The sequence below is a fragment of the Saccharopolyspora gloriosae genome (genome assembly GCF_022828475.1).
GTDB lineage: Bacteria > Actinomycetota > Actinomycetes > Mycobacteriales > Pseudonocardiaceae > Saccharopolyspora_C > Saccharopolyspora_C gloriosae_A.
This window is the reverse complement of record NZ_CP059557.1, coordinates 1,276,159-1,293,473: the sequence shown is the minus strand read 5'-3', so window position 1 is coordinate 1,293,473 and position 17,315 is coordinate 1,276,159. Positions and strand designations below refer to the sequence as shown.

Below are 17,315 nucleotides of genomic sequence, written 5' to 3'. Positions count from 1 at the left end.
TTCCTAGGCGCACCCAGGTCAACCGGGCCTTCTTGGAACACCGAAGTCCCAGCATCGGTCGGAGCGGGTCCGTAGACCTGAACCTCGCGGACGTGCCGCTGAGCAGGCTCGGGCTGTACCACCACGTTCGTTCTGTTCCTCTCCAGACCTGCCCGCCCACATGACTCAAACCCGAGACGCATCGGCCAGATCCACCGGAGCTCGCGAGATCAACGGACGGTCAAGATGAGCCTCGCGATGCCCTGGGCTCCTTGCGGGACCGGTCCAAGTCCGTCCAGCTCATTTGGCCCGACGAGAGCACACCGACCCACTCCTGGTGCCAGAGCAGTTGTTCAGTGACGGAAGCCCCACCGATGTGGTCCGGGCTGGATGGAACACCCAGTGCGTCGAGCGGCTCGGCGGCGGCCGGGCCGTTCAAGTCGGGCGAGACCCGGACTTCGTCAACACCGCACGGGTTCAGATCGGTGGGGCCCCACGCATCACGACGGGCGGCGTTGACGTACATCAACCACTTCTTCCCTTGGAGTTGTGTGCGCAGCTGCAACAACGCCATGAACAGGTTGCTCTCCACCACGTCGAGCTCACCGAAAGGCCCTGTCAGCTCCACCCGCACCTGTTCCTGATCGATGCGGGACCACGTCACCAGCGCCTCCTGGAAATCGACGCGGCCGGGTTCCTGCGGCACTGGGCCGAATACGTGCACTCGCCGAGCGTAGGGACGCCCGGTTTCGGACAACTCGTTATCCACCGCTTCTCCCAGCCTGCTTTGCCAACTCGTCTACCCGCCTCGCCAACGCGGCGACCTTCTCGTGCTGCCTAGGCAGGTCAGGTGAATCAAACGCTGCCAACCTGTCCAGCTCCGCCACTCCTTCTTCCAACATGGAACGTGCCCGCCCCAGCTCTTCAATTACCGCTGGCGGCGGCGCAACCGGTTTTGATTCTCGCGGCGACTCCGGTTCGAAATCGTACGAGTTCTCGTCCGGGTTGTACGGGTCCAGCACGTCGCGGTCTTCGGGGTGGCCTCGCCTAGGCCCGGGTTCCGGTGGCGTCTCGCGTTGCTGCGGCTCCGGCTCCGGTTCGGGGTCCGGCCGATCGCGGTTCAACCGCGGGCCGTGCTCGTCGTAGCCGTAGGGAGGGTCGAAGTGGCTGCGCTTCTCCACCGGCGGCGTCCAGTCGAACGGGCTCCCCGAGGGGGCTTCCGGGGCGAGTTTGCCGACTCTGCCCACTTTCCCGCCGAGTCCGGCCGCTTTCGCGCCCGCACCCGCGCCGCCGCCGGCGACGGTGGTGCCGATGTTGGCGGTGGCTTTGCCGAGGGCGGCGGCGGGGTCCTTCTTCCACTCGTCGAGGGTGCCGATGGTCTGGCCCCAGCCTTCCTTCGTGGTGACCATGTGCACGACTCCCGCGCCGGTCGCAAAGCCCGCCGAGATCGTGGCCGCCGGGTCGTTCATCAAGTGCAGGGGTTTCGCGGCCGCGCCGAGCAGTCCCATGCCCATCTCGCCCACCGCGCCGAGCGCCCCGCCGGTGAAGCTCTTGTAGCCCTCGACCCAGGTGCCCGCCGTGCCGCGCAGGGCGTCGCCCATTCGTTCCATGAACGACGGGTCCGGGGCGCTCTCGCCGGCCTGTTGCAAGGCCGTGGCGGTGGCGGAGCTCGTCGAGCGGAATTCGGCTCGCGCCTGCTCCAGGATCGCCTGCGCTTCCGCCCGCTTCGCGGCGCCGGGGTCTTGGAACGGCGCGATCTGGTCTGCGGGGCCGGCCGATTCCACCTTGGCCGCGTGGGATTTCTCGGCGCGGCTGCTCTCCTGTTCGCCTTGCCGGTGCAGTTCGATGGCTCGGGCGGCCTCGTTCTGCGCCGAGCGCAACGCGTTGCCGTGATCGGTGAGCGCGGTCGCGACCTTCTCGAAAGCAGCAGCCGCCACGTCCCAGCGTTGCTGCTCGTCCCGCACCGTTTTGCGGTAGGCGTCGGCGGCCGGCCCGGTCCAGGCGTGTTCGGAGTCGAAGCGTTGTACCGCGCCGAGACCGTCGGCGATCCGGCGGAACGTGTTCGCCTTGTCCCCGGTTCCCGCGACGTCGCCGGGTACGAGTTCGGTGGGGTCGTCGGTGTCGCCCAGTTGCACCGCCATCAACGATCACCCTGCCGGATAGCCGGGTTCATGTATTCGGCGCCGGTCTGCGCCGCCGTCCACACGTCGTCACCGGCCTGGCCCACCGACTCGCCGACCTCGTTGAACTCCTCGCCCCAGCCGCCGTAGTCGGGTCCGGCGGCCAGTCCGATCTCGCCCCAGCTCAGGTCGCGGGCACCCGCGACCTTCTGCTGGTCGGGCGACATCGCGGTCATGTAGATCTCCTTGAACAGTCCCGAAACCTCGTCATCCTGACCGCGGTACTCCTTCACGACCTCGGTGAGCTGATCGGCGATCTCCTGCCCGGTGCGCAGCAGGCTGCCCAAGCCGTGCTCCCACTGGAGGCAGAACTTCGCGAGCGAGCCCTGCACCTTGGACTCCTCGCCGAGGTCACCGGCGCTGAGCGCCAGCATCTGCAGCCCCTGCGCCGAACCCGCGTCGGCGGCGTACTCGCCGATGCCCGGAATCAGGTCGGCCAGTGCCTGCACCGTCTGCTCGTGTCCCGCGATCACCGCGTCCAACGCGGCCGGGTCAATTCCGAAGTTCCCCTCAGGCATCGCGAACCTCCTCCGCGGCCAGCACCAGCTGGTGTTCCTCGCCGGAGTCGACGACGACGCCCACGCCCGGCGGCAGGTAATGCTCGAACAGCCGTTTCGCGGGCAGCGCAACGATTTCCACGGTGCCGTCCGCGTCGGCGAGTCCGGCGACTCCGGCGAAGTCGGCGGCCCGCTGCCGCGTGGAGAACACCGGTAGCCACTCGAGCCCGCCGAGCAGCACCGTGGTGGCCTCCGCGTGCAGGTGCAGCTTCGCATTCCGCAACGTGGCCAGCAGCAACGTCGGGTCGGGCCGGTTCTCGGCCCGCTGCCACCGCCGCGCGGCCAGCACCAGCACCGGCTCGGGTTCCGGCGGCGAATCCGGCTGAAGCGTCGGCTCCGCCTTCGGGGGAGGCACCGGTGCGACCGGTTGGAGGAGGTCACCGGACAACGTCAACGACTCACGCACCCGGCACCTCCGAGCGCCGGAGCTTCACGTTCATTCCCGTTTTTCCCTTCCGCACCAACCGATTCCGGCCACCGACGATCGCCTCCCCCATGAGTTGATCGCCGACGCCCGAGGGACGCTAACAGCGGAGGTCGGCGCGCGAGGGCACTTCGGAGAACGTCACACGGCGTGCACATCGCCGAGCGCGGCGAGGAAGTCTTTCCAGCGCCGAGAGGGGAACACCAGCACTCCACCTTGCGGCTCCTTCGAGTCCCGCACACCGACGGCAGCGTCGATCTCCGCCACCTCAACGCAGTTGGCAGCACTGATACTTCTACTGGACTTCCGCCAGTCGAACGCGACCTCGACGCAGTTGGCACTGCTCGCGCTACGACTGGACTTGCGCCATAAGACCTGGTCCTGCTGAAGATCATTCATGCCGACAGGATGTCACCCGCGCTACTCCGGCTGCACGACCAAGTGTCGCAACCGATCAACAGATTCCTCTTCACTGAGGGCGATCTTCGTCAACTCATCCCAGACCGTCTTGTAGATCTCAAGGTGCTCTTCCTCGTCCAGAAAGATGCTCGCAGCCAGCTGTTCCAGCCATACCGACCCAAGTTCCGCCTCGTACTCGACAAGAATGAAGGCACCCACCATTCCTGCGTGAAACCCGGCATCAGTGGGGAGAAGTTGCAATGCGATATTCGAACGCCCCGCTTCCTCGGCAAGATGCCGGAGCTGCCGGTGTCGACAGCCAGCCTCACCGAAGGGCCTCTGCAAAGTGGTCTCCTCGATGATCACATGCAGCTCGAGCGGCCGAGCTCCGGAAAGCAGCCGCCGCCTGGCAACTCGACTGCCGACCAACTCGTCAACCTCGTTCTCAGTCAACGAGCCCCCAGTAGCGGCGATGACCGAACGCGCATACTCCGGCGTCTGAAGCAGGCCGGGAATCATCATCGGCTCGTAGTACCGCAGCGCTGTCGCTTCGTCTTCGAAGTCGCTCCACGTCTGCCAATCCGCTGGGAAGTGGGCGTTTCGGGTGCGCAGCCAGCTGCGCTGCTCCGCGTGGCGGGCGATGTCGAGGAGTTCGACGCGGCGCTGCTGCGTCACCTGGTAGAAGTCCAGCAGCTTCTCCAGGTCGTCCAGGTAGATGCCGATCTCACAGGTCTCGATCCGGTTGATCTTGCTGCCGGACATGCCGAGTTCTTTGCCGACTTCGGCGGCGCTGACGCCCTTCTCGGCGCGAATCTTGCGCAGGGTCTGCGCGAGTCGACGGGACCGGGCGGACGGTCCGGGACGGCGAGGCATCAACGATCTCCTGTCGTTGCGGGAAATGTGCTTCCAGCCTGGCAGGAATGATCAGCGTTCGCGATCACTCGATCGCGTAATTGCGAGCGATCGTGCGTCCACGCAATTCTTGAAAACGTGATCCACCGACCTCAGGAGGTATTCATGGACGACAAGATCGCGCGGCTGGTGGACGGAGCGCCGCAGCGGGAGTGGTTGTGCCGGTGCAGCGACGACGACGAGGAGATGGCCGTCTGCACCGTCGGCGTCGCCGCCGGGGACGTCGAGGTGATCGGGCCGGAGTACCGGGGCTACTTCCGGTTGCGGTACAGCGAGATCGCCGTCTTCCGGCGCGCGCTGGACGAGGCGATCACCGTGGCCGAGCAGGACCGCGCCCGGAGAGCGGCTCGCCAGGCGGAATCCGAGCCTCAGAGCTCGAACCGGTAACCCATGCCTGCTTCGGTGATGAGGTGCCGGGGGCGACTCGGGTCCGCTTCGAGCTTCCGGCGCAGCTGGGCCACGTACACCCGCAAGTAGTGGAACTCGTCGGCGTAAGCCGGTCCCCACACGTCCTGCAACAGACGCCGCTGGGCAACGAGTTTGCCGCGGTTGCGGACCAGGACTTCCAGCATTCCCCACTCGGTCGGCGTCAGGTGCACTTCGGTGCCCTCGCGGTGCACCTTCTTCGCCGCCAAGTCGACTTCGAAGGAATCCGTCCGCACCACCGGTTCGTCCTCGGCGGCGGAAACGTGCGACCGGCGCACCGCCGCGCGCAGCCGGGCGAGGAGTTCGTCCATGCCGAACGGCTTCGTGACGTAGTCGTCGGCTCCGGCGTCGAGGGCGTGCACCTTGTCCGTCGACTCGGTGCGCGCGGACAGCACGATGATCGGCAGCGTGGTCCAGCCGCGCAGGCCGCCGATGACCTCCACGCCGTCCAAATCGGGCAGGCCGAGGTCGAGCACCACCACGTCCGGTTTCGCCTCCGCCGCGACCCGCAGCGCGCTCGTGCCGTCCGGGGCCGCCGCCACCTCGTAGCCGTGCGCGGTGAGGTTGATGCGCAGGGCGCGCAGCAGCTGCGGCTCGTCGTCGACCACCAGGACCTTCGTCATCGCCCCTCCGTCGCCACCGGCAGCGCCAACACCATCGTGAGACCGCCGCCGGGCGTGTCCTCCGCGCGGATCGTGCCGTGCATGGCCTGCATGAAACCCTGCGCCACGCTCAACCCCAAGCCCACGCCGGGCGGGCCGGTGTCCGCGTGCCCGCCGAGGCGCTCGAACGGGGCGAACACGGCCTCCGCGGCGTCCTCCGGCAGGCCGGGGCCGTGGTCGACGATGCGCAGCTCCCCCCAGCGGGCGTGCTCGCTGGCCCGCACGCCCACCCGGTCCCCGCCGTACTTCAAGGCGTTCTGCACGACGTTCGCGATGACCCGCTCCAGCAAGCCGACATCGGCCAGCACCGCGGGCAGCGACTCCTCGGTGTCGACCTCGACTCGCTCCCGGCCCTCCAGCCCGGCCAATGCTCCCGCGACGACCTGGTCGTAGCCCACGGGACGCAGCTGCGGCACGATCGCGCCCGTCGCCAGGCGGGACGAATCCAGCAGGTTGTCCACCAGATCCGTCAACCGATCAGTGGATTCCTCGACGCCCGCCAGCAGCTCCGCCGTGTCCTGTTCGGACAGTCGCAGGCCGGGGATGCGGAGGCTGCTCACCGACGCCTTGATCGACGCCAACGGCGTGCGCAGATCGTGCCCCACCGCCGAGAGCAGCGCCGTGCGCAGGCGGTTCGCGTCGGCCTGGCGCTGCGCCTCCGCCGTCTCCGCCGCCATGCGCTGCTGGCGCAACGCCACCAGCGCCTGCCCCGCCGCCGCCTCCAGCACCGTGCGGTCGTCCGCGGGCAGCGCGCGCCCGTCCGGCCGCCCGAGCGCCAAGTGCACGTCGGCGGTCACCTCGACGTCCACATCGGACTGATCCGGGCGGGTGCACGGGCGGGGGCCGATGGACGCGGCGATGTGCCAGCCGTCGCCGCCGCGCTCCAGCAGCGCCGCCGACGAGAGGCCGAAGTTCTCCACCAGCTTCTCCAGCAAGCGCGGCAGCGGATCCGGATGGGTCAGCACCGTGCGCGCGTACGAGGCGAGCAGCGTCGCCTCCGTGCGGTCGCGGGCCGCGCGCTCCGCCAACCGGGCGGCGCGGTCCACCACGACCGCCACCATCAGGCCCGCGCCGATCATCGCGAACACCGTCACCAGCGTTGCCGGACGGCTCACCGCCAGCGAATGCCGCGGCTCGGTGAAGAAGAAGTTCAGCAACCCGCCCGCCAGCAGCGCCGTCGCCAACGACGGAGCGACCCCGCCGATCAACGCCACCACCACCGTCGCCAGGAAGTAACCCACCACGTCGGTGGAGAGCTCGAAGTCCCCCAGCAGCGCGCTGAGCAACGTCACCAGCGTCGGCAGTACGAACGCCAACGCCCAACCCCACGCGCGGCGCGTGCGGGACAGCGGATTCCGCGGGGGACGGCGGAACGGGCGGGCACCGGCCTGGCCGTGCGTGACCATGTGCACGTCGATCCTGCCGGAGCGCTGCACGACCGTGGAACCGATGCCCTCCGCCGCCACCCGCGCCCACCGCGACCGGCGCGACGTGCCCACCACCAGCTGCGTCGCGTCCGCGCCCCGGGCGAACTCCAGCAGTGCCTCCGGGACGTCGTCGCCCACGACGGTGTGGAAGCTCGCGCCCACGTCGTCGGCGACCCGCCGTGCCCGGGCCAAGTTCGCCGGGGAGGCACCGGCCAGGCCGTCGCCGCGCAGCACGTGCACCACCTGCAGCTCCGCGCCCGCGCGGGCGGCGATGCGGCGGGCACGGCGGATCAGGGTCTCGCTCTCCGCTCCCCCGGTGATCGCCGCGACGACCCGCTCCCTGGCCTCCCAGGTGTCGGTGATGTGCCGTTCCGCGCGGTAGCGGCGCAGCGCCACGTCGACCTGATCGGCCAGCCACAGCAACGCCAACTCGCGCAGCGCGGTGAGATTCCCGGTGCGGAAGTAGTTGCCCAGCGCGGCGTCGACCTTGTCGGCGGCGTACACGTTGCCGTGCGCCAAGCGGCGGCGCAGCGCCTGCGGGGTGATGTCGGCCAGCTCGATCTGCTCGGCGCGGCGCACCACCTCGTCGGGCACCGTTTCCCGCTGGCGCACACCGGTGATCGACTCGACGACGTCGTTGAGGCTCTCCAGGTGCTGCACGTTCACCGTGGACAGCACGGTGACGCCCGCTTCGAGCAGTTCCTCGACGTCCTGCCAGCGCTTCTCGTTGCGAGAACCGGGGGCGTTGGTGTGCGCGAGCTCGTCGATCACCGCGACCTGGGGTTTTCGCGCCAGGACCGCGTCGAGGTCGAGCTCGGTGACGGGCACACCGCGGTGCGTCAGGGTGCGCCTCGGCACCTCGTCCAGGCCGTCGAGCAGGCGCCGCGTCTCTTCCCGGCCGTGCGTCTCCACCAAGCCGACGACCACGTCGGTGCCGCGCGCGCTGCGCCGCCGCGCCTCGCCGAGCATCGCGTACGTCTTGCCCACACCCGGCGCGGCGCCGAGGTAGATCCGCAGCTCGCCCCGCTTCATCTCGTCCCTTCCCGCGCCGGCCGCGCCTCCGGCCGCCCGCGGTCCGATCCTGCCGGTCGTGGGCGCCGCGCACTCGGCACGGCGCTCATCCGGTGGTGCGGGCGGCCACGGCCGCGTTGAGCGCGGGGACGGTGACCGTGCGCTCGGCGGCCAGTCCGCCCGTCGTGGACTCGGCGATGAGGCGCTGCACCTCCTGCTCGGGCAGGCCCGTCACGCGGGCGACCCGTGGCGCCTGGAGCTCCGCGTAGGCCGGGCTGATGCCCGGATCGACACCGCTCGCCGAGGCGGTGACCGCGTCCGCCGGGACCGCTGCGGGCGAGATCCGCTCGCGCGCGGCGACGGCCGCTCGGCGTTCCTGCACGGCGGCCAGCTGCTCGGGGTTGTCCGCGCTCCGGTTCGTACCGCCGGATGTGGCCGGATCACCCGGACCGAAGTTCCCGTCCGCCGACGCCGAGGGGCGGGTGTGGAAGAACGGGTCCCGAGCCGGGTTCGCGGGCACCGGGTCCACCCCGATCAGCTCGGAACCGACGACCCGGCCGTCCACCACCAGCGGCGAACCCTCCGCGTGGTCGTGCAGCCCGGGCAGCCTGCTCACGCCCCACACCGCCAGCGGGTACCCGACGCCGAGCAGCACCGTCGCCACCAGCAGCACCCGCAGCCCGGTCCCGGCCTGCCGCAGCAAAGTCATGAACATGATTCCCCATCTCGCGCGCGCTCTTCGAATTCCGACGGCACCGGTCAACCCAGCCCCGGGAGGTGGCGGACGGCGAGGTCGACGAGCCAGATCCCGAGGAACGGGGTGATCACTCCGCCGACGCCGAACAGGAGCAGGTTGCGGCGCAGCAGCGACGCCGCGCTCGCCGGGCGGTAGCGGACGCCGCGCAGCGCCAGCGGGATCAGCGCCACGATGATCAGCGCGTTGAAGATCACCGCCGAGATGATCGCCGAGGACGGCGTCGCCAGCTGCATGACGTTCAACCGCCCCAGCTGCGGGTGGATCGCCACGAACAGCGCGGGCAGGATGGCGAAGTACTTCGCCAGGTCGTTGGCGATGCTGAACGTCGTCAACGCCCCGCGCGTGATGAGCAGCTGCTTGCCGATCTCCACGATCTCGATGAGCTTGGTCGGGTCGGAGTCGAGGTCCACCATGTTCCCCGCCTCCTTGGCCGCGGCGGTGCCGGTGTTCATCGCGACGCCGACGTCGGCCTGCGCCAGCGCTGGCGCGTCGTTGGTGCCGTCGCCGGTCATCGCCACCAGCCGCCCGTCCGCCTGCTCGCGGCGGATCAGCTCCATCTTGTCCTCCGGCTTCGCCTCGGCGAGGTGGTCGTCGACGCCGGCGTCCCGCGCGATGGCGGCGGCGGTGAGCGGGTTGTCGCCGGTGACCATGACGGTGCGGATGCCCACCCGCCGCAGCTGCGCGAACCGCTGCGCCATGCCGGGTTTGACGACGTCGGACAGCCGGATCACGCCGACCACCCGCACGGCGCCGCCGCGCTCCTCGGCGACGGCGAGCGGAGTTCCGCCGTCCCGCGCGATGCCGTCGGCCACGTCGTCCACTTCGGACTCGACCGTGCCCCCGGCGACGCGCACCCAGTCGCCGACCGCGCTCAGCGCGCCCTTGCGGATCCGCCTGCCGGGCAGGTCGATGCCGCTCATCCGGGTCTGCGCGGTGAACTCGACCGCCTCGCCGGACTCCGCGGGCAGGTCGCCGAAGTGCTCGCGGCAGAACTCGACGACGCTGACGCCTTCGGGAGTGGGGTCGGCGAGGCTGGACAGGCTCGCCACCTCGGCCAGTTCCCGCTCCGAGGCCGCGCCGACCGGCACCAGCTCGGTGGCCCGCCGGTTGCCGAAGGTGATGGTGCCCGTCTTGTCCAGCAGCAGCGTGTCCACGTCACCGGCGGCCTCCACCGCGCGCCCCGACTTCGCGAGCACGTTGCGCTGCACCAGCCGGTCCATGCCCGCGATGCCGATCGCCGACAGCAGCGCGCCGATCGTGGTCGGGATGAGGCACACCAGCAGCGCCGTCAACGTGACCACCGACAGCAGCGATCCCGAGTAGCCCGCCATCGGCTGCAGCGCGGTGACCGCGAGCAGGAAGATGATCGTGAGCGTGGACAGCAGGATCGTCAGCGCGATCTCGTTCGGCGTCTTCTGCCGCCGAGCGCCCTCGACGAGCGCGATCATCTTGTCCACGAAGGTCTCGCCGGGCGCGGTGCCGATCCGCACCACGATCCGGTCCGAGAGCACGGCGGTGCCCGCGGTGACGGAGCTGCGGTCCCCGCCGGATTCCCGGATCACCGGCGCGGATTCCCCGGTGATGGCGGATTCGTCGACGGTGGCGATGCCTTCGACGACGTCACCGTCGCCGGGGATCACCTCGCCGGCCTCGACCACCACGCGGTCGCCGACGCGCAACGCGGTGCCTGCGACGGATTCCTCGCCGTGCTCCCCGATCCGGCGTGCCACGGCCTCGGACCTGGTGCGGCGCAGGGAATCCGCCTGCGCCCGGCCGCGTCCTTCAGCGACAGCTTCGGCCAGGTTCGCGAACAGCACGGTGAACCACAGCCACGCCGCGACGACAACGCTGAACACGCCTGGTTCGACCAGGGTCAGCAGCGTCACCAGCACCGAGCCCGCCCAGACCACGAACATGACGGGGTTGGCGAGCTGGTGGCGCGGGTGCAGCTTCCGCAGCGCCCGAGGCAGCGAAGTGAGGAGCTGGCGCGGGCTGAACGAACCGGCGGCGACACTGCGTTCACGTTGCGGCGCCGGGCTTTCCGGTGGGGTGAGGACGGTGGTCATGCCAATGCCTCCGCGATCGGGCCGAGCGCCAGCGCGGGCAAGAACGTCAGCGCGGCGACGAGGACGACGGTGCCGGTGAGCAGGCCTGCGAACAGCGGACCCGTGGTCGGCAGGGTTCCGGCGGTGGCCGGGACGCGCCGCTGCCGAGCGAGCGTGCCCGCGAGCATCAGGACCGCCATGATCGGCACGAATCGGCCGAACAGCATGGCCAGCGCCAACGTCACCTGGAAGAAGTCGCCGGTGGCGGTGAGCCCGGCGAACGCGCTGCCGTTGTTGTTGGCCGCCGAGGCGTAGGCGTAGAGGACCTCGGACAGGCCGTGCGCGCCGGAGTTCGCCATCGCCGCCGACGTCGCGGGCAGCGCGATCGCGGTCCCGGCGCCGAGCAGCACCAGCGTGGGCATCACCAGGATCGACAGCGCGGCGGCGGTGATCTCGCGGCGGCCGAGCTTCTTGCCCAGGTACTCCGGTGTGCGCCCGACCATCAGCCCGGCCAGGAACACGGCGAGTACGGACAGCACCAGGATCCCGTAGAGCCCCGCTCCCGCTCCGCCGGGCGCGACCTCGCCGAGCAGCATGTTTAGCAGCGCGACGCCGCCGCCGAGACCGGTGAGGCTGTCGTGCGCCGAGTTCACCGCGCCCGTCGAAGTACCGGTGGTGACGACGGCGAACAGGGCGGACAAGTACGTCCCGAAGCGGGTTTCCTTGCCTTCCGTCGCCGCACCGGCGGCCAGTGCGGCCGGACCGTTCGGGTGCGCCTCCGCCCACCACGCGATCGCGAGCATCGCAGCGAGCAGCCCGCCCATCACGGCCAGCAACGCCCGGCCCTGCCGGCGGTCGCCGACCATCGTGCCGAAGGTGCGGGTCAGGCAGGTCGGGATGAGCAGGATCAGGAAGACCTGCACCAGGTCGCTGAAGCCACCGGGGTTCGCGAACGGGTGCGCCGAGTTCGCGTTGAGCACGCCGCCACCGTTGGTGCCGAGCACCTTGATGGCCTCCTGGCTCGCGACCGGCGCGGTGGCGATCGTGTGCGGCCGGCCGTCCAGGCCCACCGCGTGCAGGCCCGGTGCGAAGCTCATCACCGCGCCCAGCGCGACCAGCAGCACCGCCGCCACCGCCGCGACGGGCAGCAGGATCCGCACCACTCCCCTGGTCAGGTCCACCCAGAAGTTCCCGATGCGGTCGGTGCCGGAGCGGCTGAACCCGCGCACCAGCGCGACGGCCACGGCCATGCCGACCGCGGCGGACAGGAAGTTCTGCACGGTGAGCCCGGCCAGCTGGACGGTGTGGCCGAGCGCCTGCTCCGGCACGTAGGACTGCCAGTTCGTGTTGGTCACGAAGCTGACGGCGGTGTTGAACGCCATCGCGGGCTCGACGGCTCCGCGCCCGAAGTTCAACGGCAGCCACGCTTGCGACCGCTGCAGCAGGTACAGCAGCACGACCGAGACGAACGAGAAGCCGAGCACGGCGGCGGCGTAGGTCGTCCAGCTCTGGCCGGAGTCGCCGTCCACGCGCAGCAGGCGGTAGAGGCGCCGTTCCACTCGCCAATGCCGGTCGTCGGTGTACGCGCGCGCCATGTGGTCGCCGAACGGCCGGTGGACCGCCGCGAGGGCGAGGACGAGGAGGCCGAACTGGGCCGTCCCGACAGCGAAGGTGGACATCAGAACTTCTCCGGCCTGATCAGGGCGACGAACAGGAACGCGATGAGCAGCAACGCGAGTACGCCGCCCGCGATGTTGGCCACGAGGGCGATCACAACCGCTCCAAACCGCGCAAGGTCAGCGCCAGCACGAGGAACCCGCCGATCAGCAGCACGGCGCAGGCCGGGTCGGCCATCGCTGCGCCCCCTTCTTCGATGCACCGGGCGCCCCGGTGGCGCCCGCTGCACACCACTCAAGTCCCGCCGAGACGGGCTGGACAGGTCCCTGACACCGGTTTGACGCGGTGGCCCGCGGTCTTGACGCGTCCCTTACGGGCGACCTCGGGCCGAGGTCCGGAAGGCCCGGCCTCACTCGCGTGAGGGACGAGTGGCCTCTTTCACCCGGGCGGACGCGGGCCACGCGTTACAGCCGCGTTACCTGCCCAGACGCCTGCACTGAACACGCACAGCTACGGATTTTCGCCCGTTTTGGCTGGTCTTGGCGTTATGTCGCCGAAAATCCACAGCCGAAAAATGGTTTCCTCGATGCAACAATGTAGTTACCTTGACTAAATAAGGACCTTTCGCGAAGGGAGCTACGCCCATGTGCGGCATCTCCGGCTGGATCGACTTCCGCCGAGACCTCACCCGTGAACAGCCCGTCATCGACGCGATGTGCGACACCATGGCCTGCCGAGGGCCGGACGGCGCCGGGACCTGGGTCCAGCCGCACGCCGCGCTCGGCCACCGCAGGCTCGCGATCATCGACCTGCCCGGCGGCGCGCAGCCCATGGAAGTCGACACCCCCGACGGCAAGGTCGGCATGGTCTACAGCGGTGAGGCCTACAACTTCACCGAGCTGCGCGACGAACTCCGCCGCCGCGGCCACCACTTCGACACCGACAGCGACACCGAGGTCGTGCTGCACGGCTACCTCGAGTGGGGTGCGGGCGTCGCCGAGAAGCTCAACGGCATGTACGCGTTCGCCGTGTGGGACACCCGCACCGAACAGCTGCTGCTGATCCGGGACCGGATGGGCATCAAGCCGCTGTACTACCAGCAGACCGAGAACGGGATCCTGTTCGGCTCCGAACCGAAGGCGATCCTGGCCAACCCCGAGGTCGAGAAGGTCGTCGACGCCGACGGGCTGCGCGAACTGTTCTCCGTGACCAAATCGCCCGGCAAGGCCATCTGGCAGAACATGCGCGAAGTCGTGCCCGGCACCGTGGTCACCTTCGACCGCAACGGCCTGCGCGAGCACACCTACTGGAGCCTCGACGTCACCGAGCACAACGACGACCAGGAGGCCAGCGTCGCGCACGTGCGCGAACTGCTCGACGACATCGTGCGCCGCCAGCTGGTCGCCGACGTGCCGCGCTGCCTGCTGCTGTCCGGCGGTCTCGACTCCAGCGCGCTGACCGCGCTGTCGGCTCAGCAGCTCGCCGAGCAGGGCGAGAAGGTCCGCAGCTTCGCCGTGGACTTCCTCGGGCAGACCGAGAACTTCAAGCCCGACGAGATGCGTGCGACGCCCGACGGCCCGTTCGTCCAGGACGTGCACAAGCACGTCGGCTCCCAGCACCAGGACATCGTGCTCGACCCGCAGGCGCTCGCCGACCCCGCGGTGCGGCGCGCGGCGGTGCAGTCCCGGGACATCCCGATGGGTCTCGGGGACATGGACAACTCGCTATACCTGCTGTTCAAGGCCATTCGCGGCCACTCCACGGTGGCGCTGTCCGGTGAGTCCGCGGACGAGGTCTTCGGTGGCTACAAGTGGTTCCACGACCCGCAGGTGCAGCAGGCCCGCACCTTCCCGTGGCTGGCCGCGTTCGACACCCAGCAGGCCGAGGGCACCCGGATCCTCGACCCGTCGATCGCCGCGACGCTCGACATCCCCGGCTACATCTCCTCGGAGTACGAGCAGGCCGTCGGTTCCATGCCGAAGCTGGACTCCGACAGCCCGTTCGAGGCGAAGATGCGCGAGATCAGCTACCTGCACCTGACTCGCTTCGTGCGGATGCTGCTGGACCGCAAGGACCGGATGAGCATGGCCGTCGGCCTGGAGGTGCGGGTTCCGTTCTGCGATCACCGGCTCGTCGAGTACGTGTTCAACGCGCCGTGGTCGCTGAAGACCTTCGACGGCAGGGAGAAGAGCCTGCTGCGTGGCGCTTCCGCCGACGTGCTGCCGAAGTCGGTGGTGGAGCGGGTCAAGAGCCCGTACCCGTCCACTCAGGACCCGGCGTACGCCGCGGAGCTGCAGAAGCAGGTCAAGGAGCTCATCTCCAACGGCGACCGCGCCCTGGAGCTGCTCAACGCCGATTGGGTGCGCGAGGCCGCGAACCTCGACCCGTCCGAAGTGGACACCCCCACTCGGAACGTGTTCGAGCGCGCCCTCGACGTCTCCGTCTGGTTCGACCAGCACAACCCGACGGTGAAGCTCTGATCCAGCTCGCCGTGCGATGAGTGAACGGACCGTTCGTCCAATGCCGTTGGGCGAACGGTCCGTTCACTCGCACCCCCGCCGAGGGGCCGCAATTTCGCGAGAGATCGAAGGGACCCGGCGTGTCGGACACCCCATGTGGACAACTGTTCCGGCTGTTCAGCGCCGGTACGACGCCCGCGAGTCGGTGGGTTCACCTCGTTCGGGTGGTTCGATCTCTCGCGAAATTGCGGGAATCGTCCACAACGTGACGGCGGGGCGATCCCTCGATCATCAGCTCAGCGGGATGAGGAGGCGGAAGGTGGAGCCTCCCGCCGGGTTCGTCGTGAGCTCCACGCGGCCGTAGTGGGCTTCGGCGATGGCGGCGGTGATCGCCAGGCCGAGGCCGGTGCCGCCCTCGGAGCGCTCGCGGCCGTCGTCTACCCGGTAGAACCGGTCGAAGATCCGCCGCGCGTGCTCCGGCGAGATGCCCGGACCACCGTCGCTGATGGAGACCACGCCCATCGGTGCACCCGGCGCGATCGCGGCGCCCGCCGCGAACACGTCGTCGCGCGCGGCCCCGTGCTCCACCTCGACCCGCACCGGAGCTCCCGGCGTCGTGTGCACCAGCGCGTTCGTCATCAGGTTCGTGAGCACCTGCCGCAGCCGCGGCCCGTCACCGAGCACCCGCACCGCCCGCTCCGGCACCACCAGCTCGATCTCGCGGCCGGTGTCGCGCACCCGCGCGTCCCCGGCGACGTCCCGCGCCAGCGGCACCAGGTCCAGGTCCACCAGGTCGATCGTGCGCTCGCGGTCCAGCCGGGCCAGCAGCAGCAGGTCCTCCACCAGGTCGCCCATCCGGACCGCTTCGCTCTCGATGCGCGACATCATCAGCCGCACGTCCTGCTCGCCGGGCGACTCGCTGCGCCGGTACAGCTCGGCGAAACCGCGGATCGAGGTCAGCGGGGTGCGCAGCTCGTGCGAGGCGTCCGCGACGAACCTGCGCAGCCGATGCTCGGACTGCTCGCTCTGCTGCAACGCGGCGACCAGGCGGCCCAGCATCGTGTTCAGCGCCGCGCCGAGCCTGCCCGTCTCGGTACTCGGGTCCTGGTCGGCGATGCGCCGGTCGAGCTCGCCGGTGGCGATGGCGTGCGCGGTGTGCTCGATGCGGGTCAGCGGCCGCAGCCCCAGCCGCACCGTGATCATCGAGACCACCGCGAGCACCGCCACGACGATCGCGCCGACCACCAGTTCAATGATCATCAGCCATTGCAGGGTCAGATTCACGTCGCCGGTCGACAGCGCCAGCGACACGCTCTCGCCGTCCGACCGGGTCTCGGTGAGCACCCGCCAATCCGCGCCGCCGGAGCGGTCGGGAACCGTGATGACCTGCCCTTCCGGACCTGGTCTGCGGATCATCGGCTGGCCCTGGTCGGTCTCCGTCTGCCCGAGCACCCGCCACAACCGGCCCTCCGGCGTGAAGAACAACGCCCGGAAATCCGTGGGCAGGCCGGGGCCGCGCGCCGGATCGTCGTCCGGTGGCCGGGGATGCCGATCGTCCAGCCACGGCCGGGACATCTCGTGCAGCCGGCCGTCGAGCTTGTCCATCAAGGAATCCCGCAGCAGCAGGTGGCTCGCGAAGCCCATCGCGAGCAGCCCCGCCACCGTGGCTCCGATCAGCACCAGCAGCAGCCTGCCGCGCAACGTGCGGGTGAACCGCCGCATCCGGTTCAGCATCGCGCCCGCTCCTCCGGCGGAATGCGCAGCACGTAGCCGACACCGCGGATCGTGTGGATCAACGCGGGCGAGGTGAAGTCGACCTTGCGGCGCAGGTAGCTGATGTAGGACTCGACGATGCGGCTGTCCCCGCCGAACTCGTAGTTCCACACCCGGTCCAGGATCTGGCCCTTGCTGACCACCTTCTCGGCGTTGATCAGCAGGTAGCGCAGCAGCTTGAACTCCGTCGGCGACAGGTTCACCAGCCGACCGTCCCTGCGCACCTCGTAGGTGTCCTCGTCCAGCTCCAGGTCCTGGTAGCGCAACCGCGAATCCGGCTCGGCGATCTGCGCGGGCTGAGCTCGGCGCAGGATCGCGCGCAGCCGCAGCACCACCTCGTCCAGGCTGAACGGTTTCGTCACGTAGTCGTCGCCGCCCGCGGTGAGCCCGGCGATGCGGTCCTCCACGGCGTCCCGCGCGGTGAGGAACAGCACCGGCACGGCGTCACCGCCCTCGCGCAGCCGCCGGGCCACGGTGAACCCGTCCTGGTCCGGCAGCATCACGTCCAGCACCACGATGTGCGGCCGGAAGTCTCCAGCGGCGCGCAACGCCTCGGCTCCGCTGGCGGCACCCCGCACCTCGAATCCGCTCAGCCGCAGCGCGGCGGTGAGCAGTTCGAGGATGTTGGGTTCGTCATCGACGACCAGTACCCGCGCCGACGGGGCATTCGCATCAACCACTGGACCA

General features: G+C 69.8%; 16 protein-coding genes and 1 pseudogene. 2 read left to right on the top strand and 15 right to left on the bottom strand.

The window, feature by feature from the left end; all coding sequences use genetic code 11:
* Positions 1-220 precede the first annotated feature (220 nt).
* The 6 genes and pseudogenes from H2Q94_RS05580 to H2Q94_RS05555 all read right to left on the bottom strand — a co-directional run bounded on the left by H2Q94_RS05580 (position 221) and on the right by H2Q94_RS05555 (position 4,412).
* Entirely contained in the window at positions 221-703 is a 483-nt protein-coding gene (locus tag H2Q94_RS05580) for a hypothetical protein (protein ID WP_243792771.1), read from the bottom strand.
* Positions 704-1,610: 907 nt separating this feature from the next.
* Positions 1,611-2,120, bottom strand: a pseudogene (locus H2Q94_RS31095) (putative T7SS-secreted protein); the annotation flags it as partial.
* Positions 2,120-2,677, bottom strand: a complete 558-nt coding sequence (locus H2Q94_RS05570) for a hypothetical protein (RefSeq protein WP_243792768.1) — start codon at positions 2,675-2,677, stop codon at positions 2,120-2,122. The gene H2Q94_RS05570 and the pseudogene H2Q94_RS31095, both read right to left, overlap by 1 nt.
* Positions 2,670-3,122, bottom strand: coding sequence for an SseB family protein (locus tag H2Q94_RS05565; protein WP_243792767.1), 453 nt, complete (start codon positions 3,120-3,122; stop codon positions 2,670-2,672). The genes H2Q94_RS05570 and H2Q94_RS05565 overlap by 8 nt, the downstream gene beginning before the upstream one ends.
* A gap of 159 nt (positions 3,123-3,281) precedes the next feature.
* Entirely contained in the window at positions 3,282-3,539 is a 258-nt protein-coding gene (locus H2Q94_RS05560; RefSeq protein ID WP_243792766.1) for a DUF397 domain-containing protein, read from the bottom strand.
* Between the two features lie 21 nt (positions 3,540-3,560).
* On the bottom strand, positions 3,561-4,412 hold the full coding sequence (locus tag H2Q94_RS05555; protein ID WP_243792764.1) for a helix-turn-helix domain-containing protein: 852 nt from the start codon (positions 4,410-4,412) through the stop codon (positions 3,561-3,563).
* Between the two features lie 144 nt (positions 4,413-4,556).
* On the opposite strand from H2Q94_RS05555, the gene H2Q94_RS05550 reads away from it, so the two are divergent.
* Positions 4,557-4,838, top strand: a complete 282-nt coding sequence (locus H2Q94_RS05550; RefSeq protein WP_243792762.1) for a hypothetical protein — start codon at positions 4,557-4,559, stop codon at positions 4,836-4,838.
* Here H2Q94_RS05550 and H2Q94_RS05545 read toward each other — a convergent pair.
* From H2Q94_RS05545 to H2Q94_RS05515, 7 genes are all read right to left on the bottom strand, one after another.
* A complete protein-coding gene (locus H2Q94_RS05545; RefSeq protein ID WP_243792757.1) occupies positions 4,820-5,500 on the bottom strand; it encodes a response regulator in 681 nt (226 codons plus the stop codon). The two genes, H2Q94_RS05550 and H2Q94_RS05545, sit on opposite strands and share 19 nt — an antisense overlap.
* The gene (locus H2Q94_RS05540; RefSeq protein WP_243792754.1) at positions 5,497-7,998 is read right to left on the bottom strand and encodes a DUF4118 domain-containing protein; all 2,502 of its coding nucleotides are present in this window, start codon (positions 7,996-7,998) and stop codon (positions 5,497-5,499) included. The genes H2Q94_RS05545 and H2Q94_RS05540 overlap by 4 nt, the downstream gene beginning before the upstream one ends.
* Before the next feature lie 85 nt (positions 7,999-8,083).
* Entirely contained in the window at positions 8,084-8,692 is a 609-nt protein-coding gene (locus H2Q94_RS05535) for a potassium-transporting ATPase subunit C (RefSeq protein WP_243792752.1), read from the bottom strand.
* A gap of 44 nt (positions 8,693-8,736) precedes the next feature.
* Complete coding sequence (gene kdpB / locus H2Q94_RS05530; protein WP_243792750.1) at positions 8,737-10,800, bottom strand: potassium-transporting ATPase subunit KdpB; 2,064 nt, start codon at positions 10,798-10,800, stop codon at positions 8,737-8,739.
* Entirely contained in the window at positions 10,797-12,458 is a 1,662-nt protein-coding gene (gene kdpA / locus H2Q94_RS05525; RefSeq protein ID WP_243792749.1) for a potassium-transporting ATPase subunit KdpA, read from the bottom strand. The genes kdpB and kdpA overlap by 4 nt, the downstream gene beginning before the upstream one ends.
* Positions 12,458-12,553 (bottom strand): K(+)-transporting ATPase subunit F, encoded by a 96-nt coding sequence (gene kdpF, locus H2Q94_RS05520; RefSeq protein ID WP_243792748.1) that lies wholly within the window; start codon positions 12,551-12,553, stop codon positions 12,458-12,460. Before kdpF ends, kdpA begins: the two co-directional genes overlap by 1 nt.
* Positions 12,550-12,687 (bottom strand): hypothetical protein, encoded by a 138-nt coding sequence (locus H2Q94_RS05515; RefSeq protein WP_243792747.1) that lies wholly within the window; start codon positions 12,685-12,687, stop codon positions 12,550-12,552. The genes kdpF and H2Q94_RS05515 overlap by 4 nt, the downstream gene beginning before the upstream one ends.
* Positions 12,688-13,040: 353 nt before the next feature.
* Between H2Q94_RS05515 and asnB the strand changes: the two genes are divergently transcribed.
* The gene (asnB, locus tag H2Q94_RS05510) at positions 13,041-14,876 is read left to right on the top strand and encodes an asparagine synthase (glutamine-hydrolyzing) (protein WP_243792742.1); all 1,836 of its coding nucleotides are present in this window, start codon (positions 13,041-13,043) and stop codon (positions 14,874-14,876) included.
* Between the two features lie 270 nt (positions 14,877-15,146).
* Here asnB and H2Q94_RS05505 read toward each other — a convergent pair whose 3' ends face one another.
* Positions 15,147-16,589: a sensor histidine kinase gene (locus tag H2Q94_RS05505; protein WP_243792737.1), complete on the bottom strand. Its 1,443-nt coding sequence runs from the start codon at positions 16,587-16,589 to the stop codon at positions 15,147-15,149.
* The gene (locus H2Q94_RS05500; RefSeq protein WP_243792733.1) at positions 16,583-17,308 is read right to left on the bottom strand and encodes a response regulator transcription factor; all 726 of its coding nucleotides are present in this window, start codon (positions 17,306-17,308) and stop codon (positions 16,583-16,585) included. Before H2Q94_RS05500 ends, H2Q94_RS05505 begins: the two co-directional genes overlap by 7 nt.
* Positions 17,309-17,315 lie beyond the last annotated feature (7 nt).

Excerpts from the sequence above, each read along its gene's own strand:
- kdpB (WP_243792750.1), bottom strand. The coding sequence starts at position 10,800 with ATGACCACCGTCCTCACCCCACCGGAAAGCCCGGCGCCGCAACGTGAA.
- H2Q94_RS05555 (WP_243792764.1), bottom strand. The coding sequence starts at position 4,412 with ATGCCTCGCCGTCCCGGACCGTCCGCCCGGTCCCGTCGACTCGCGCAG.
- H2Q94_RS05540 (WP_243792754.1), bottom strand. The coding sequence starts at position 7,998 with ATGAAGCGGGGCGAGCTGCGGATCTACCTCGGCGCCGCGCCGGGTGTG.
- H2Q94_RS05550 (WP_243792762.1), top strand. The coding sequence starts at position 4,557 with ATGGACGACAAGATCGCGCGGCTGGTGGACGGAGCGCCGCAGCGGGAG.
- asnB (WP_243792742.1), top strand. The coding sequence starts at position 13,041 with ATGTGCGGCATCTCCGGCTGGATCGACTTCCGCCGAGACCTCACCCGT.
- H2Q94_RS05545 (WP_243792757.1), bottom strand. The coding sequence starts at position 5,500 with ATGACGAAGGTCCTGGTGGTCGACGACGAGCCGCAGCTGCTGCGCGCC.
- H2Q94_RS05570 (WP_243792768.1), bottom strand. The coding sequence starts at position 2,677 with ATGCCTGAGGGGAACTTCGGAATTGACCCGGCCGCGTTGGACGCGGTG.
- H2Q94_RS05505 (WP_243792737.1), bottom strand. The coding sequence starts at position 16,589 with ATGCTGAACCGGATGCGGCGGTTCACCCGCACGTTGCGCGGCAGGCTG.
- H2Q94_RS05560 (WP_243792766.1), bottom strand. The coding sequence starts at position 3,539 with ATGAATGATCTTCAGCAGGACCAGGTCTTATGGCGCAAGTCCAGTCGT.
- kdpA (WP_243792749.1), bottom strand. The coding sequence starts at position 12,458 with ATGTCCACCTTCGCTGTCGGGACGGCCCAGTTCGGCCTCCTCGTCCTC.
- H2Q94_RS05535 (WP_243792752.1), bottom strand. The coding sequence starts at position 8,692 with ATGTTCATGACTTTGCTGCGGCAGGCCGGGACCGGGCTGCGGGTGCTG.